At 68.9% G+C, this 16,897-nt stretch carries 15 protein-coding genes; 10 read left to right on the top strand and 5 right to left on the bottom strand.

Translation table 11 applies throughout. The annotated features are described in order from the left end of the window. Positions 1–35: 35 nt before the first annotated feature. From OHT76_RS29030 to OHT76_RS29010, 5 genes are all read left to right on the top strand, one after another. Positions 36–713 carry a spermidine synthase gene (locus OHT76_RS29030; RefSeq protein ID WP_328873799.1) on the top strand — a complete coding sequence of 226 codons (678 nt, stop codon included), beginning with the start codon at positions 36–38 and terminating at the stop codon, positions 711–713. A 134-nt stretch (positions 714–847) separates the two neighbouring features. Next, positions 848–1,585, top strand: a complete 738-nt coding sequence (locus tag OHT76_RS29025; protein WP_328873798.1) for a response regulator transcription factor — start codon at positions 848–850, stop codon at positions 1,583–1,585. After that, positions 1,582–2,688, top strand: coding sequence for a HAMP domain-containing sensor histidine kinase (locus tag OHT76_RS29020; protein ID WP_328873797.1), 1,107 nt, complete (start codon positions 1,582–1,584; stop codon positions 2,686–2,688). The genes OHT76_RS29025 and OHT76_RS29020 overlap by 4 nt, the downstream gene beginning before the upstream one ends. A gap of 323 nt (positions 2,689–3,011) precedes the next feature. Continuing rightward, positions 3,012–6,803, top strand: a complete 3,792-nt coding sequence (locus OHT76_RS29015) for a multifunctional oxoglutarate decarboxylase/oxoglutarate dehydrogenase thiamine pyrophosphate-binding subunit/dihydrolipoyllysine-residue succinyltransferase subunit (RefSeq protein WP_328873796.1) — start codon at positions 3,012–3,014, stop codon at positions 6,801–6,803. 68 nt (positions 6,804–6,871) lie between these two features. After that, positions 6,872–7,051 (top strand): DUF6104 family protein, encoded by a 180-nt coding sequence (locus OHT76_RS29010; protein WP_023586593.1) that lies wholly within the window; start codon positions 6,872–6,874, stop codon positions 7,049–7,051. A 23-nt stretch (positions 7,052–7,074) separates the two neighbouring features. Here OHT76_RS29010 and OHT76_RS29005 read toward each other — a convergent pair whose 3' ends face one another. Continuing rightward, positions 7,075–7,902: a hypothetical protein gene (locus tag OHT76_RS29005; protein ID WP_328873795.1), complete on the bottom strand. Its 828-nt coding sequence runs from the start codon at positions 7,900–7,902 to the stop codon at positions 7,075–7,077. Between the two features lie 146 nt (positions 7,903–8,048). Between OHT76_RS29005 and OHT76_RS29000 the strand changes: the two genes are divergently transcribed. Further along, positions 8,049–9,014, top strand: coding sequence for a DUF4097 family beta strand repeat-containing protein (locus OHT76_RS29000; RefSeq protein ID WP_328873794.1), 966 nt, complete (start codon positions 8,049–8,051; stop codon positions 9,012–9,014). 1 nt (position 9,015) lies between these two features. Next, the gene (locus OHT76_RS28995; protein WP_328873793.1) at positions 9,016–10,059 is read left to right on the top strand and encodes a PadR family transcriptional regulator; all 1,044 of its coding nucleotides are present in this window, start codon (positions 9,016–9,018) and stop codon (positions 10,057–10,059) included. Positions 10,060–10,107: 48 nt separating this feature from the next. Here OHT76_RS28995 and OHT76_RS28990 read toward each other — a convergent pair whose 3' ends face one another. The 4 genes from OHT76_RS28990 to OHT76_RS28975 form a co-directional block, all read right to left on the bottom strand. Further along, on the bottom strand, positions 10,108–10,671 hold the full coding sequence (locus tag OHT76_RS28990) for a Clp protease N-terminal domain-containing protein (protein WP_328873792.1): 564 nt from the start codon (positions 10,669–10,671) through the stop codon (positions 10,108–10,110). After that, entirely contained in the window at positions 10,671–10,880 is a 210-nt protein-coding gene (locus OHT76_RS28985; RefSeq protein ID WP_014674937.1) for a helix-turn-helix domain-containing protein, read from the bottom strand. The genes OHT76_RS28990 and OHT76_RS28985 overlap by 1 nt, the downstream gene beginning before the upstream one ends. Positions 10,881–10,995: 115 nt before the next feature. Continuing rightward, on the bottom strand, positions 10,996–11,961 hold the full coding sequence (locus OHT76_RS28980) for a zinc-binding dehydrogenase (protein WP_328873791.1): 966 nt from the start codon (positions 11,959–11,961) through the stop codon (positions 10,996–10,998). 322 nt (positions 11,962–12,283) lie between these two features. Continuing rightward, positions 12,284–13,507 (bottom strand): NAD(P)-dependent malic enzyme, encoded by a 1,224-nt coding sequence (locus OHT76_RS28975; protein ID WP_328873790.1) that lies wholly within the window; start codon positions 13,505–13,507, stop codon positions 12,284–12,286. 649 nt (positions 13,508–14,156) lie between these two features. Between OHT76_RS28975 and OHT76_RS28970 the strand changes: the two genes are divergently transcribed. The 3 genes from OHT76_RS28970 to OHT76_RS28960 are packed head-to-tail and all read left to right on the top strand — an operon-like array spanning position 14,157 to position 16,877. Further along, positions 14,157–15,125 carry an ABC transporter substrate-binding protein gene (locus OHT76_RS28970; RefSeq protein WP_328873789.1) on the top strand — a complete coding sequence of 323 codons (969 nt, stop codon included), beginning with the start codon at positions 14,157–14,159 and terminating at the stop codon, positions 15,123–15,125. Positions 15,126–15,156: 31 nt separating this feature from the next. Continuing rightward, positions 15,157–16,119, top strand: a complete 963-nt coding sequence (locus OHT76_RS28965; RefSeq protein WP_328873788.1) for an amino acid ABC transporter permease — start codon at positions 15,157–15,159, stop codon at positions 16,117–16,119. Then, positions 16,116–16,877: an amino acid ABC transporter ATP-binding protein gene (locus OHT76_RS28960; RefSeq protein WP_328873787.1), complete on the top strand. Its 762-nt coding sequence runs from the start codon at positions 16,116–16,118 to the stop codon at positions 16,875–16,877. The genes OHT76_RS28965 and OHT76_RS28960 overlap by 4 nt, the downstream gene beginning before the upstream one ends. Positions 16,878–16,897 lie beyond the last annotated feature (20 nt).

Here is a 16,897-nt window from a genome sequence, read left to right as displayed (position 1 = left end):
CCGCCTTCGCCCGTCGGACCTGCCAAGATGAACGGATGCCCACTTCGTACGACATCCCCGAAGTCCTGGACCGTCGCGAAGGCCCGTACGGCGAGGTCGTGTTGCGGCGGCACGGGGAACTGCTGCAGATCATCGCCAACGGGTGTTTCCTCATGGACACTTCCGACGGCCGCTCCGAGCGGCTGCTCATCGACGCGGCACGGGACGCGCTGGACGGCAGGCCGGAGCCGAGTGTGCTGATCGGAGGGCTGGGCGTGGGGTTCTCGCTCGCACACGCCGCCGCCGATCCACGGTGGGGGCGGATCTCGGTCGTCGAACGCGAGCGGGCCATCATCGACTGGCACCGCACCGGACCGCTCGCGGACCTCACCGAACAGGCCTTCTCCGACCCCCGCACCGAGATCCTCGAAACGGATCTGATCGAGTACGTCAATGAGACATCCGACACGTTCGACGCACTGTGTCTCGACATCGACAACGGCCCTGACTGGACCGTCACCGAGGGCAACGACAGTCTGTACTCGACGGCCGGACTGGCAAGCTGCGCAAGGGTTTTGAGGCCTGGTGGGGTACTGGCCGTATGGTCGGCGCAGCCCTCTCCGGAATTCGAAGAAACCTTGCGGAATGCCGGGTTCAATCGGGTGCGTACCGAAGAGATCCCCGTTGCCCGGGGCGTTCCCGACGTCGTGCACCTCGCCGTCGGACCTGGATAGCCGAGCTGCGGTGACTCCCCGTACGCTGCTTCCCTGGCGCGGATCATTCAAGCGTCAATCGCAAGCATGCGCAGGCATGTGCCAGACAAACGGATCACCCCACGGATTCCGGAAAGCAACTTCAGGGGCGGGCGATGGAGCAGACACACACCTCCCACAACGGCACGACGGCGACGCCTGGCGCACAGCGCCGGGTGCTGGTGGTCGAGGACGATCCGACCATCGTGGACGCCATCGCGGCCCGCCTGCGCGCCGAGGGATTCCTCGTGCAGACCGCGGGCGACGGGCCCGCGGCCGTCGACACGGCGGAGGCCTGGCAGCCCGATCTGCTGATCCTCGACATCATGCTGCCGGGCTTCGACGGCCTGGAGGTCTGTCGTCGGGTGCAGGCGCAGCGCCCGGTACCGGTGCTGATGCTCACCGCGCGGGACGACGAGACCGACATGCTGGTCGGGCTCGGCGTCGGCGCCGACGACTACATGACCAAGCCGTTCTCGATGCGGGAGCTGGCCGCACGCGTGCATGTGCTGCTGCGCCGGGTGGAGCGGGCCGCGATCGCGGCCTCCACGCCCCGCAGCGGCATCCTGCGCCTCGGTGAGCTGGAGATCGACCACGCGCAGCGCAGGGTGCGGGTGCGCTCGGAGGACGTGCATCTGACACCCACCGAGTTCGACCTCCTGGTGTGCCTGGCGAACACCCCGCGCGCGGTGCTCTCCCGCGAGCAGCTGCTGGCGGAGGTGTGGGACTGGGCGGACGCCTCCGGCACCCGGACCGTCGACAGCCACATCAAGGCGCTGCGCCGGAAGATCGGCGCCGAGCGCATCCGTACCGTGCACGGCGTGGGCTATGCCTTGGAGACCCCGACGCCATGAGCGGCGGACCGGCTCCACGGAGAGGCCCCGGGGAGCCCTGGGGCGGCGTACGTCCGTTCTCGATCAAGACCAAGCTGGGTGCGCTGGTCGTCATCTCGGTGCTGATCACCACCGGTCTGTCGATGATCGCGGTGCAGACCAAGACGGAGCTGCGCTTCATCACGGTCTTCTCGATGATCGCCACCCTGCTGATCACCCAGTTCGTGGCGCACTCGCTCACCGCGCCGCTGGACGAGATGAACACGGTGGCCCGCTCGATCTCGCACGGCGACTACTCGCGCCGGGTGCGGGAGAACCGCAGGGACGAGCTGGGCGACCTGGCCGAGACGATCAACGTCATGGCCGACGAGCTGGAGGCCCAGGACCGGCAGCGCAAGGAGCTGGTCGCCAACGTCTCGCACGAGCTGCGCACCCCCATCGCGGGACTGCGCGCGGTGCTGGAGAACATCGTCGACGGCGTCACCGAGGCCGATCCGGAGACGATGCGCACCGCGCTGAAACAGACGGAGCGCCTCGGCCGTCTGGTCGAGACGCTGATGGATCTGTCCCGCCTGGACAACGGCGTCGTACCGCTGAAGAAGCGCCGTTTCGAGGTGTGGCCCTATCTGTCCGGGGTGCTGAAGGAGGCCAACATGGTCGCCTCCACGCGCGCGGGCATCGCCTCGGGCTCGGGCGGACACACGCGTACGGACGTCCATCTGCACCTCGACGTCTCACCGCCGGAGCTGACCGCGCACGCGGACCCGGAGCGCATCCACCAGGTCGTGGCGAACCTCATCGACAACGCGGTCAAGCACAGCCCGGCGCACGGGCGCGTGACGGTGAAGGCCCGGCGCGGGGACCGGCCCGAGTCGCTGGAGCTCGAGGTGCTGGACGAGGGGCCCGGCATCCCGAAGTCGGAGTGGCACCGGGTCTTCGAGCGGTTCAACCGCGGTGCGGTGTCCTCGCCGCACGGCCCGGGCAGCGACGGGGGTACCGGGCTGGGCCTGGCCATCGCCCGCTGGGCGGTGGATCTGCACGGCGGCCGGATCGGAGTGGCCGAATCCAAGCGGGGTTGCCGGATTCTTGTCACTCTTCCGGGCCTGCCATCCGTGCCAAGTTGACGTAGGGTTCGAAGCGGAGCCACAAGATCCACGGGCGTCCGGGCAGCCGGACACGTGTGATCAGGCAGAGGGCCGCGCTTTCAGCGTGTCAGGCCCAAATGGCGCGCGGCGCCAGCCGCTCCAGTGGAGCCGACGCATGCGTCGGGGCATCCCAGAACAACCGGAACCTCGCTTGTTTCCCGCCATTTCCAAGCCCGAAACACGCTTTCCGATGTGACTTACGCGACGATGAACCGGCCCGGACTGACCTTCCCGGTCATGGAGGCGTAGCCTTTATTCCCGCTGTCCATCACCTTGTGAAGCGGAAGAGGGCGGTTGCCGCCGTGTCGCCACAGTCCCCCAGTAACTCGAGCATCTCGACCGACACCGACCAAGCGGGGAAGAACCCCGCGGCCGCGTTCGGTCCGAACGAGTGGCTCGTCGACGAGATCTATCAGCAGTACCTCCAGGACCCGAATTCGGTAGACCGAGCCTGGTGGGACTTCTTCGCCGACTACAAGCCGGGCGCGGCTGTCGCCTCGGCTCCGTCGGGTACCGCGGCCACGGGGGCCGCGCAGACCACCAGTACGGCTCCGGCGGCACCCGCCGCCCCGGCCCCGGCTCCCGCAGCCCCGAAGCCGGCCGCCGCCGCGCCTGCCGCTCCGGCACCCGCCGCGCCCGCTCCGGCCCCGGCGGCCGCCAAGCCCGCCGCCGCCAAGCCGGCCGCGAAGCCCGCGCCCGCCGCTGCGGCCCCCGCGGCCGCCGCCGAGGGTCCCGAGCTGGTGACCCTGCGCGGCCCGGCCGCCGCGGTCGCGAAGAACATGAACGCCTCGATCGAGGTGCCCACGGCCACGTCCGTGCGCGCGGTCCCGGTGAAGCTGCTCTTCGACAACCGCATCGTCATCAACAACCACCTGAAGCGCGCCCGGGGCGGGAAGATCTCCTTCACCCACCTCATCGGCTACGCGATGGTGCAGGCCATCAAGGCCATGCCGTCGATGAACTACTCCTTCACGGAGAAGGACGGCAAGCCCACCCTGGTCAAGCCGGAGCACGTCAACTTCGGCCTCGCCATCGACCTGGTGAAGCCCAACGGCGACCGCCAGCTGGTCGTCGCGGGCATCAAGAAGGCCGAGACGCTGAACTTCTTCGAGTTCTGGCAGGCCTACGAGGACATCGTCCGCCGCGCCCGTGACGGCAAGCTGACGATGGACGACTTCACCGGGGTCACGGTCTCCCTGACCAACCCGGGCGGCCTCGGCACCGTCCACTCGGTCCCGCGCCTGATGCCCGGCCAGTCGGTGATCATGGGCGTCGGCTCCATGGACTACCCGGCGGAGTTCCAGGGCACGTCCCAGGACACCCTGAACAAGCTCGGCATCTCGAAGGTCATGACGCTCACGTCGACCTACGACCACCGGGTCATCCAGGGCGCCGCGTCCGGCGAGTTCCTCCGTGTCGTCGCGAACTTCCTCCTCGGCGAGGGCGGCTTCTACGACGACGTCTTCGAGTCCCTGCGCATCCCCTACGAGCCGGTCCGCTGGCTCAAGGACATCGACGCCTCGCACGACGACGACGTCACCAAGGCCGCCCGCGTCTTCGAGCTGATCCACTCCTACCGGGTCCGCGGCCACGTCATGGCCGACACCGACCCGCTGGAGTACAAGCAGCGCAAGCACCCCGACCTGGACATCACCGAGCACGGGCTCACCCTCTGGGACCTGGAGCGCGAGTTCGCCGTCGGCGGCTTCGCCGGCAAGTCGATGATGAAGCTGCGCGACATCCTCGGCGTCCTGCGCGACTCCTACTGCCGCACCACCGGCGTCGAGTTCATGCACATCCAGGACCCGAAGCAGCGCAAGTGGATCCAGGACCGCATCGAGCGCTCGCACTCCAAGCCGGAGCGCGAGGAGCAGCTGCGCATCCTGCGCCGGCTGAACGCCGCGGAGGCCTTCGAGACCTTCCTGCAGACGAAGTACGTCGGCCAGAAGCGCTTCTCCCTGGAGGGCGGCGAGTCCGTCATCCCGCTGCTCGACGCGGTGATCGACAGCGCGGCCGAGTCCCGCCTGGACGAGGTCGTCATCGGCATGGCCCACCGCGGCCGGCTGAACGTCCTGGCGAACATCGTCGGCAAGTCGTACGCCCAGATCTTCCGCGAGTTCGAGGGCAACCTCGACCCGAAGTCGATGCACGGCTCCGGCGACGTGAAGTACCACCTGGGCGCCGAGGGCACCTTCACGGGCCTCGACGGCGAGCAGATCAAGGTCTCGCTGACCGCCAACCCCTCGCACCTGGAGGCGGTCGACCCGGTCCTGGAGGGTGTCGTCCGCGCCAAGCAGGACGTCATCAACAAGGGCGGCACGGACTTCACGGTCCTGCCGATCGCGCTGCACGGCGACGCGGCCTTCGCGGGCCAGGGCGTGGTGGCCGAGACCCTGAACATGTCGCAGCTGCGCGGCTACCGCACCGGCGGCACGGTCCACATCGTCATCAACAACCAGGTCGGCTTCACGGCGGCGCCCGAGTCCTCGCGCTCCTCCATGTACTCGACCGACGTGGCCCGCATGATCGAGGCCCCGATCTTCCACGTGAACGGCGACGACCCGGAGGCCGTGGTGCGTGTCGCGCGCCTCGCCTTCGAGTTCCGCCAGGCGTTCAACAAGGACGTGGTGATCGACCTCATCTGCTACCGCCGCCGCGGTCACAACGAGTCGGACAACCCGGCCTTCACCCAGCCGCTGATGTACGACCTGATCGACAAGAAGCGCTCGGTGCGCAAGCTCTACACCGAGTCCCTGATCGGTCGCGGCGACATCACCCTGGAAGAGGCCGAGCAGGCGCTGCAGGACTACCAGGGCCAGCTGGAGAAGGTCTTCACGGAGGTCCGTGAGGCCACCGCGCAGCCGGCCACGGTCGAGCCGTCGGACCCGCAGGCCGAGTTCCCGGTCGCGGTGAACACCGCGGTCACCGCCGAGGTCGTCAAGCGGATCGCCGAGTCCCAGGTCAACATCCCCGACACCATCACCGTCCACCCGCGTCTGCTGCCGCAGCTGCAGCGCCGGGCGTCGATGGTCGAGGACGGCACGATCGACTGGGGCATGGGCGAGACCCTCGCCGTCGGCTCGCTGCTGCTGGAGGGCGTGCCGGTCCGTCTGGCGGGCCAGGACTCCCAGCGCGGCACCTTCGGCCAGCGGCACGCGGTCATCATCGACCGTGAGACGGGCGACGAGTTCACGCCGCTGATGTACCTCTCCGAGGACCAGGCGCGGCTGAACGTCTACAACTCCCTGCTCTCCGAGTACGCGGCGATGGGCTTCGAGTACGGCTACTCGCTGGCCCGCCCCGAGTCCCTCGTGATGTGGGAGGCGCAGTTCGGCGACTTCGTCAACGGCGCGCAGACGGTCGTGGACGAGTTCATCACGTCGGCGGAGCAGAAGTGGGGCCAGACGAGCGGTGTGACGCTGCTCCTCCCCCACGGCTACGAGGGCCAGGGCCCGGACCACTCGTCCGCGCGCCCGGAGCGCTTCCTCCAGCTCTGCGCCCAGAACAACATGACGGTCGCGATGCCGACGTCCCCGTCGAACTACTTCCACCTCCTGCGCTGGCAGGTGCACAACCCGCACCACAAGCCGCTGGTCGTCTTCACCCCGAAGTCGATGCTGCGTCTGAAGGCCGCGGCGTCGAAGGCGGACGAGTTCACCACGGGCCAGTTCCGCCCGGTCATCGGCGACGCGTCGGTGGACCCGGCGGCGGTCAAGAAGGTCGTCTTCTGCGCGGGCAAGGTCTACTACGACCTCGAGTCCGAGCGTCAGAAGCGCGGCGTGACGGACGTCGCGATCATCCGCATCGAGCGCCTGTACCCGCTGCCGGGTGCCGAGCTCCAGGCCGAGATCGCCAAGTACCCGAACGCCGAGAAGTACCTGTGGGCCCAGGAGGAGCCGGCGAACCAGGGTGCGTGGCCGTTCATCGCCCTGAACCTCATCGACCACCTGGACCTGGCGGTCGGCGCGGACGTCCCGCACGGCGAGCGCCTGCGCCGCATCTCCCGCCCGCACGGCTCGTCGCCGGCAGTGGGTTCGGCCAAGCGCCACCAGGCCGAGCAGGAGCAGCTGGTGCGCGAGGTGTTCGAGGCGTAAGCCTCCGTCGCATACGGCAGGGCCGCACCCCCGAAAGGGGTGCGGCCCTGCCGTTTATCCTGGTGGGCATGTACTTCACCGACCGAGGCATCGAAGAACTGGAGAAGCGGCGCGGCGAGGAGGAGGTCACCTTCGAGTGGCTCGCCGAGCAGCTGCGTACGTTCGTCGATCTGAACCCGGACTTCGAGGTGCCGGTGGAGCGCCTGGCTACGTGGCTGGCACGGCTGGACGACGAGGACGAAGAGTAGGTCTTTCTTGGGGGTCCCCGGCCTCAGTCGCGCGGCCGTGTCACGTCGTACGCCAGCCCCAGCGCGCCGTGCGCCAGCAGCAGCGCCCCCGCCACCGTCCAGCCGCCGCTGTGCCGCCGTAGACCGAAGGCCGTGAGCGGGAGACCGACGGCGAGTTGTGCGGCCGCCAGTGCGCGGGCCAGCGGGGTGCCGGACCAGGGGAGCCAGGGGTCCAGGCGGGCCACGCCGACCGCGTCGAGTTCCGCGCGGACCGTCTGGCGCCAGCCCGGCCACTCGACGGCACGCGTGTGTGGCTGGGCGCGGGCCGTGTCGCGGAGGCGGTCGGCGGGGTCGCCGGGGGTGAGGCCTGCGGGGAGGGAGACTCCCGCGCGGGTGAGGACCGCGAGCAGTCCGTGCAGGCGGGCGCGGGCGTCGGAGGCGGAGTCCGGCCGGGTGAGCTGCTCCAGGGACTCCATGTCGAGGACGGGGTCCAGGCCCAGACGGGCGGCGAAGGTGCGCATGGCCTCGTCCTCGCCGACCGGAGTGCCATTGGTGAGCCAGACATAGCCGACGGGGCGGCGGAAGCCGGAGGCGAAGGTGTAACCGGCGCGGTCCTCGTCCCACCACAGCGCGAGGACGGGCCAGGGGGCGCCGACGGCGAGGGCGGTGGCCCAGCCGGTGAGCACGCGGTCGACCGGTTCGTCGTCGTGCGCCCAGGGCGTGCCCTCGGGCACGAGCACGCTCCACTGTTCGCCCGCCGGGGCGAGCAACATGCGTTCGCGCAGCAGGTGGGCGGCGGGGGCGACGGAATCCGGCTCCGCCCGGCAGAGCAGCAGGGCTCCGGAAGCGGGGCGAGCTGATTCCGTCGGCATGGTCACACGCTAGGACGATTTGTGGTGGTTGGTCATATTCGAGGGCCGTAATCGTCCCCAAAAGGGTGTCTTGACTTTCGCGAGGCGCGATATATCGTGAATACACGAGACGCGATATGGCGCGTTGTCACGGGGAGGTCGTCACCATGTCCGAGTGGTCCGTCGCGGAGGCCAGGAAGCTCACCTTCGACGAGCCCGTGCGGGATCTCCATGTACGGATCGTCAATGGAACGGTGAACGTCGTGGGCACGGACGAAGGTTCCGCCCGTCTGGAGATCTCCGAGATCGAGGGCCCTCCCCTGCTGGTCACGCAGGAGGGCGGCACGCTGACCGTGGCCTATGAGGATCTGCCCTGGAAGGGCTTCCTGAAGTGGCTCGACCGCAAGGGCTGGCGGCGCAGTGCCGTGGTCTCGCTGGCGGTGCCGGCCGACACCCGCGTCGAGGTGGGCGTGGTCGGCGCGGGCGCGGTCGTCTCCGGGATGCGCGGTCCCACGGTGGTGAAGGGGGTCACCGGCGACACCACACTGGTCGGGCTCTCCGGACCGGTGCGCGCCGACACCGTCTCCGGGAATCTGGAGGCCCAGGACGTCACCGGTGACCTGCGGTTCAACTCCGTCTCCGGAGATCTCACCGTCGTCGAGGGCTCGGGGCCCTCCGTGCGGGCGGACTCGGTCAGCGGCTCGATGATCATCGACCTCGATCCGGAGGGCCCCACGGACGTGCGGCTGACCAGCGTCTCCGGCGAGATCGCCATCCGGCTGCCACAGCCGGCCGACGCCGACGTCGAGGCCAACACCGCGAGCGGCACCATCTCCAACGCCTTCGACGGACTCCGGGTGCACGGCCAATGGGGCGCCCACAAGGTCACCGGCCGGCTGGGCGCGGGCAACGGCAAGCTGCGGGCGACGACGGTCTCCGGCTCCATCGCGCTGCTGCGCAGGCCACCCCGCGAGGAGGAACCCTGGGAGGCGGAGGCCTGGGAAGAGGCCCCGGTCGACGGCACATCGGCCGGCTCGGGGGAGAATTCCGGTTCCGGCCGGGACACCACCGCCCCCACCGACGCCAGCCCGGGCGACCCGGCCGACGGCACGACCGACAAGAAGGTGCTCTGACATGCCTCCCGTCTTCGCCCACGGCCGCCTGCGCCTGTATCTGCTGAAGCTGCTGGACGAGGCCCCGCGCCACGGCTACGAGGTGATCCGCCTCCTGGAGGAGCGCTTCCAGGGGCTGTACGCGCCGTCGGCGGGCACCGTCTACCCCCGCCTGGCGAAGCTGGAGAGCGAGGGCCTGGTCACCCACACCACAGAGGGCGGCCGCAAGGTGTACGCCATCACGGACGCCGGGCGGGCCGAGTTGGCCGACCGCAGTGGTGAACTGGCCGATCTGGAGCTGGAGATCCGGGAGTCGGTCGCGGAGCTCGCCGCCGAGATCCGGGCCGATGTGCGCGGCGCGGCCGGTGATCTGCGGCGCGAGATGCGGGCTGCGGCCTCCGAGGCCCGCCAGGGCAATGGCGCCAAGGGGGACGCCCCGCTCGGTGACTTCGCGGACTACACCGACAAGGAAGCCTGGCGCGCGGCGAAGGAGGAGATGCGCCGCGCCAAGCAGGAGTGGAAGGAACAGGCCCGGCGCGCCAAGGACGAGAGCCGACGGGCCCGCGAGGAGGCCCAGCGCGCCCGGCGCCAGGCCAAGGAGGCCCAGGACCGGGCCCGCGCCCAGGCCCAGGAGGAGATGCAGCGCATCGCCAAGCGGGTCCAGGACCATGTGCAGGACCACTTCACGCGGGGCGACTGGCCGACCGGTGTACGCGAGGGCCTGACCGAACTGGCCAAAGAGTTCGGCGAGTTCGGAAAGGACTTCGGCAAGGAGTTCGGAAGGGACTTCGGCTTCGGCCGTACCGGTACGGCTTCCAAGCCCGCCCCCGAATACTCCGACACCCCGGAGGACTTCCCCGCCGACTACGAACCGTCCTGGGCCCACGAGGACCCGACCGGCGACCCGGCCCGCGACCTGGACCGCCTCCTGGACCGCTTCCGCGACGACATCCGCGACGCGGCCCGCGACCACGGCGTCACCGGGGACCAACTCCGAGACGCCCGCAGGCACCTGTCGACGGCGGCGGCTCACATAGGGGCACTACTGCGGACGCCGAAGGGCTGAGGGGCTCCTCGGTGGTGGGTACGGCTCAGCCGTACCCACCACCCCGAATCACCCCGCCTTGGCCTCGCCCTCTCCGTACAGGACCCGGGTCACTGACGCGTTCGTCACTCCGTGATCGGCCAGGACCTCTGCCGGTACCCCGGGGCGGGTCGTCAGGGCGAGGAGGATGTGTTCGTCGCCGATGTGGCGATCGCTGTGGGCCATGGCGATGCGCAGGGAGCCTACGAGCGTGTCCTTGGCCTCCCGGCTGAAGGAAGGGCGCCCGGACCACCAGCCCTTGTGCTTGCGTTCGCCGGACATCGCGCCGACGCCGTGCACCTCCTCGACCCGGGCGACGATCTCCGCGACGTCGATGCCGAGCCCCGCGAGGGCCTCTGCCTCCGCCTGGGACAGACCGGCCCGCCGTCGCGCCTCGCCCAGCGCCTCCCGTACCGACTCCTTGCGCTCCGCGAGCCCCAGCACGGCCAGCGCGAAGGAGGCGCGGCTGGCTTCCCGGTCCAGCAGGGCGAGCAGCAGATGCTCGGCGTCCACAGTGCCGCCCCCTGCCCCTTCCGCATGCTCGACCGCGCCCGTCACGACCGCCCGGGCATCCTTCGTGAACCGCTCGAACATCAATGCCTCCCGTACTTCTTGTGCACGGCCTGCCTGCTGACACCAAGCTCCGCGGCGATCTCCTGCCACGACCACCCCTGATTGCGCGCACTGCGCACCTGCACCGCCTCCAACTGCTCCAGCAGCCGGCGCAGCGCGGCGACGGCACGCAGGCCGACCCTCGGGTCGCGATCGCCCGCGCGCTCGGCGAGATCCGTTGCCTCACTCATGGTGTCAATCTAAGTTGACAGCCCCTGTGATGTCAACCCTGGTTGACATGCCTGGCATGCAAAAGGCGGGCCCGGAAGCACCCGGACCCGCCTGGCCGAAACCCCCGTCAGCCGCTCAGGAGTTGGTGAGCACGATCTTGCCGAACTGCTCCCCCGACGCCATCCGCTCGAAGCCCTCGCGCGCCCGGTCCATCGGCAGCACCTCGTCGATGACGGGCCGCACACCGGTGGCGGCGCAGAAGGAGAGCAGGTCCTCCAGTTCGTCCTTGGTCCCCATCGTGGAGCCGACGACCTTCAGCTCCAGGAAGAAGATCCGGGTCAGCTCGGCATGCGAGGGCCGGTCGCCGCTGGTGGCACCGGAGATGACCAGCGTGCCACCGGGCTTGAGCGACTTGACCGAGTGCGACCAGGTCGCGGCGCCCACGGTCTCGATGACGGCGTCCACCCGCTCCGGCAGCCGCGCACCCGACTCCACCGCCTCCACGGCACCCAGCTCCAGGGCCCGCTTCCGCTTGGCCTCGTCCCGGCTGGTGGCGAAGACCCGCAGCCCCGCGGCCTTGCCGAGCACGATCGCGGCCGTGGCGACACCGCCGCCGGCGCCCTGGACGAGGACGGAGTCGCCGGGGCGTACGCCCGCGTTGGTGAAGAGCATCCGGTACGCCGTCAGCCAGGCCGTGGGCAGACAGGCGGCCTCCTCGAAGGACAGCTCCTTCGGCTTGGGCAGGACGTTCCAGGTCGGTACGGCGACCTGCTCGGCGAAGGTGCCCTGGTAGCGCTCGGTGAGGATGGAGCGGGGTTCCTTCGGGCCGACGCCGTGGCCGCTCTGGCCGATGACGGAGTGCAGGACGACCTCGTTGCCGTCCTCGTCGACGCCGGCGGCATCGCAGCCGAGGATCATCGGCAGCTTGTCCTCTGCGAGACCCACGCCACGCAGGGACCACAGGTCGTGGTGGTTGAGGGAGGCGGCCTTGACGTTGACGACGCTCCAGCCGGCACGGGCCTCAGGGGCGGGACGCTCCCCCAACTCAAGGCCGGTGAGCGGCTGGTCGCGGTCGATTCGGGCGGCGTAGACGGCGAACATGACCTTGACGATAGGCCCGCACGCCCAACTCCGGAACCGGGGACGCCTGTGACACATGCCCTCTTGTGCTCAGCCCGGCGGCTGGGGCGGGGCTGTCCAGCTATGCCGGCTGCTCAACGCGGGTCGACATCATCCAGCCCGCCCGGCGTATGAGGACGAGGCCCCTTCAGGGCCGAAGCGGGGGTCCGGGGGCGGCAGCCCCCGGGGACGGGACGGGTAGGGGCGGCGGGGGCGAAAAACACCCGACCAGCCCACCCCGCAGGTAAAAAAATGACCCCGGCCGAGAACCAACCCGACCGGGGCCACCCAACCCACACTCAGCTCACCGCCGAGCCACACCTTCCGCCCGAGCAGCGGCCGCAACCGCCGCCGTAACCGCCGGAGCAACCCGCTCATCGAACGGCGACGGAATCACATAGTCCGCGGCCAGGTCATCCCCGACCACAGACGCCAACGCCTCCGCCGCCGCGATCTTCATACCCTCCGTGATCCGGGAGGCCCGAACCTGGAGCGCGCCCGCGAAGATGCCGGGGAACGCCAGCACGTTGTTGATCTGGTTCGGGAAGTCCGACCGCCCCGTCGCCACAACCGCCGCGTACTTGTGCGCGACGTCCGGGTGCACCTCGGGATTCGGGTTGGCCATCGCGAACACGAAGGCACCGGACGCCATGGAAGCCACCGCGGACTCCGCGACCGTACCGCCGGAGACACCGATGAAGACATCGGCACCGGCGAGAGCGTCCTCCAGGGACCCCGTAAGCGCCGCCTTGTTCGTGAACCCGGCGACCTCGCGCTTCACATCGGTCAGATCCGCACGATCCGCCGAGATGATGCCCTTGCGGTCCGCGAGCGCCACATCCCCGATACCGGCCTCGACCAGCATCTTGGCGATGGCGACCCCGGCCGCCCCGGCGCCCGAGATGACCGCCCGCAGCTGCCCGATCTCCCGCCCGCTCAGCCGCGCAGCGTTCCGCAGCGCCGCCAGCGTCACGACCGCCGTACCGTGCTGGTCGTCATGGAAGACCGGGATGTCGAGGCGCTCCTGGAGCTTGCGCTCGATCTCGAAGCACCGCGGCGCCGAGATGTCCTCGAGGTTGACGCCCCCGAAGGAGGGCGCGAGGCGCACCACGGTCTCGACGATCTCGTCGACGCCGGTGCAGTTCAGCGCGATCGGCACCGCGTCCACGCCGCCGAACTGCTTGAACAGAATCGCCTTGCCCTCCATCACCGGAAGGGAGGCCTCAGGACCGATGTCGCCGAGCCCGAGCACGGCCGTACCGTCCGTCACGACGGCGACGACCGACGACTTCCACGTGTAGTCGTGGACGAGATCCGGCTGCTCGGCGATGGCGCTGCACACCTTCGCCACGCCGGGTGTGTACGCGAGGGACAGGTCGTCCTTGTCGCGGACCGGCACGGTGGCCTGCACAGCCATCTTGCCGCCGCGGTGCAGCGCGAACGCGGGGTCGAAGGAATCGAGGGGCTCCGCCCCGCCGTCCTGACCCGTATCGCTGTCGCTGCGAGGATTGACGATCTCCGCTGCCACTTTGTCTGACCCCTTAGATATTCATGGTTTGAGGGTGGCCACTCCTGGTTGAGAAGTGGGCGGGCACCGCGCACGGCCCAGTTACCGATACGTACGGTCACTGAGGGCGTATACGCGACGGGCGCGCCGCACACGCGCCCTGAGCCCCGGATGAGGGGTGTAAAGCACCTTCTTACCGGACGGACGCCGTCGAGGACGAGTCCAATACGTGCAAGGTCACATGACGGAACGAAGAACGATCATCGATCACCGCATACCGGTGACATGAATCATGGAGTCTTATAGATACAAGCCCCCGAAACCCTCTTGACGAGTGCCCGAGCGGCACTCGAGTGGCCCCGAGGTGACCTCGTCGGGCCATCCGCATCCTGAGATGCGCCGAAGATCTTCCGGCCGGAAGGGGAGATTCCCGAAGAAGGTGCGGTCGTGATGTACCGACCTGGTGTGGTTCGGGGGTAACCCGTTATCCGATTTTGACATAGCTGGCCCCCTGAATGGCTCAGTCCGAATGGCAAGATGCCGTAATCACACGAGGTCGCGACACTCGAAGGCGTGTGCTCTCGTCGACCCAAGACCCAAGGCAACTGCCGATCCCGTCGGCAGGCGCCGCCCCATCGGCAACTCCACCCATCCGCCGGAGGAACCCAAAATGACCGCACGCTCCACCCGTCGTACGACCGCAGCGCGCTCCCGGCTGGCAGCGGTCGGCTCGATCGCGGTCGCAGGCGCCCTGATTCTCACCGGCTGCGGTGACCAGACCGACAGCGGCAGCGACAACTCGGAGTCCAAGGAGACCGGGACGTCCAGCGCCGCGCCGCTCTTCTCCAAGCTGCCCAAGAAGATCCAGGACGCGGGCGAGATCAAGGTCGGCACCAACGCCGAGTACGCGCCCATGGAGTACCAGGAGGGCGGCAAGATCGTCGGTGTCGACCCCGACATCGCCGCCGCCCTGGGCGAGAAGCTGGGCGTCGAGTTCAAGTTCACCTCAGGCTCCTTCGACGGCCTGATCACCTCGCTGAACACCGGCCGCTACGACATCGCCATGTCGTCCATCACGGACAACAAGCAGCGCCAGGAGGGCCTGGACGACAAGGGCAAGAAGCTCGGCCCGGGTGTCGACTTCGTCGACTACTTCGTGGCCGGCACCGCCGTGTACGTCGAGAAGGGCAACCCGAAGAACATCAACTCGATCGAGGACCTGTGCGGGCAGACGGCCGCCGTGCAGCGCGGTACGACGTACGAGCAGGCGCTGAAGGACCAGTCCAAGAAGTGCACGGACGCCGGTGACAAGGCGATCAAGATCGAGTCGTTCGAGAATGACACCGAGGCCCAGACCCGAGTGAAGTCGGGCGGCGCCGTCGCGGGCGTCAACGACTACCCGGTCGCTGTCGACCTGGCCCGCAAGGCCGACGGCGGCAACGCCTTCGAGGTCGTCGGCGAGCAGGTCGACGCCGGTCCGTTCGGCATCGCGGTGAACAAGGACAACAAGCAGCTCACCGAGGCGCTGGAAGCGGCCGTCAACGCGATCATCGAGGACGGCACCTACAAGGAGATCCTCGCCAAGTGGGGCGCCGAGACCGGCGCGATCGACAAGGCCGCGATCAACGGCGGCAAGTGACCGTCCCGAGCACCTCTGAAGGGCAGTCACCGTGACTGACAAGTTCGACAAGGAGCCGGCCGACGCCGAGCCGTCGGCCGCCGTCTCCAAGGAGGGCGGGGAGCTCCCGCCCGAGGCGATCAAGGCCATCCCGGTCCGGCACTACGGCCGCTGGATCAGCGGTGTCGTCGTGCTGGGCCTGCTGGCCCTGCTGATCAACGCGTTCGCCACCGCCGAGAAGATCCAGTGGAGCGCCGTCGGCGACTACGTCTTCGACTCCACGGTCCTGGCGGGCGCGGGCCGCACCCTGCTGATCAGCGTCCTCGCGATGATCATGGGCGTGGTCCTGGGCGTCATCCTGGCCGTGATGCGGATGTCCAAGAACCCGGTGACCAGCTCGGTCGCCTGGCTCTACATCTGGGTCTTCCGCGGCACTCCGGTCTACGTCCAGCTGCTCATCTGGTTCAACCTGGCGCTGGTCTTCGAGACCCTGAACCTCGGTCCGATCTACAAGGACGAGATGGTGCAGGTCATGACCCCGTTCATGGCCGCCCTGCTGGGTCTGGGCCTGAACGAGGCGGCGTACATGGCCGAGATCTGCCGTGCCGGTCTGATGGCCGTCGACGAGGGCCAGACCGAGGCCTCGCACGCGCTCGGCATGAGCCACGCCAAGACGCTGCGCCGGATCGTGATCCCGCAGGCGATGCGGGTGATCGTGCCGCCCACCGGCAACGAGTTCATCAACATGCTCAAGACCTCGTCGCTGGTCTACGTCGTGACGTACAACGAGCTGCTGCGGGCCACCTCGACGATCGGCTCCACGTCGTACGCCGTGATGGAGCTGCTCTTCGTGGCCTCCATCTGGTACCTGGTCATGACCAGCGTGTTCAGCGTGTTCCAGTTCTACCTGGAGCGCCGTTACGCCCGCGGGTCGCTGCGCCAGCTGCCGCCGACGCCGTGGCAGAAGGTCAAGGCGAACCTGCTGTCCCTGGGCCGTGAAAGGGGTGCGGCATGACCGCCATGGTGAAGGCCGAAGGCGTCCACAAGTCCTTCGGCGCCGTACAGGTCCTCAAGGGCATCGACCTGGAGGTCCAGACCGGCGAGGTGTTCTGCCTCATCGGCCCCTCGGGCTCCGGTAAGTCGACGTTCCTCAGGTGCATCAACCACCTGGAGAAGATCAACGCCGGTCGGCTGTACGTCGACGGCGACCTGGTCGGCTACCGCCAGAAGGGCGACAAGCTGTACGAGCTCAAGGACAGCGAGGTCGCGCAGCAGCGCCGGGACATCGGCATGGTGTTCCAGCGGTTCAACCTGTTCCCGCACATGACGGCCGCCGAGAACGTCATGGAGGCGCCGATCCAGGTCAAGGGCACCAGCAAGGCCCAGGCCAGGGAGCGCGCGAAGGAGCTGCTCGACCGCGTCGGCCTCGCCGACAAGGCCGGGAGCTACCCCGCGCAGCTCTCCGGTGGCCAGCAGCAGCGCGTGGCGATCGCCCGTGCGCTGGCAATGGACCCGAAGCTGATGCTCTTCGACGAGCCGACCTCGGCCCTTGACCCGGAGCTGGTCGGTGACGTCCTCGACGTCATGCGCGACCTCGCCGAGTCCGGCATGACGATGGTCGTCGTCACCCACGAGATGGGCTTCGCCCGCGAGGTGGGCGACAACCTCGTCTTCATGGACGGCGGTGTGGTGGTCGAGTCCGGCAACCCGCGCGACGTTCTGACGGACCCGCAGCACGAGCGCACGAAGGCGTTCCTGTCGAAGGTCCTCTGACACAGGCGTGACGAAGGGGC

The organism is Streptomyces sp. NBC_00287 (assembly GCF_036173105.1).
In the GTDB taxonomy this organism is placed as follows: Bacteria; Actinomycetota; Actinomycetes; order Streptomycetales; family Streptomycetaceae; genus Streptomyces.
The sequence above is the reverse complement of the archived record's forward strand: the minus strand, read 5'-3'. Positions and strand labels throughout refer to the sequence as shown.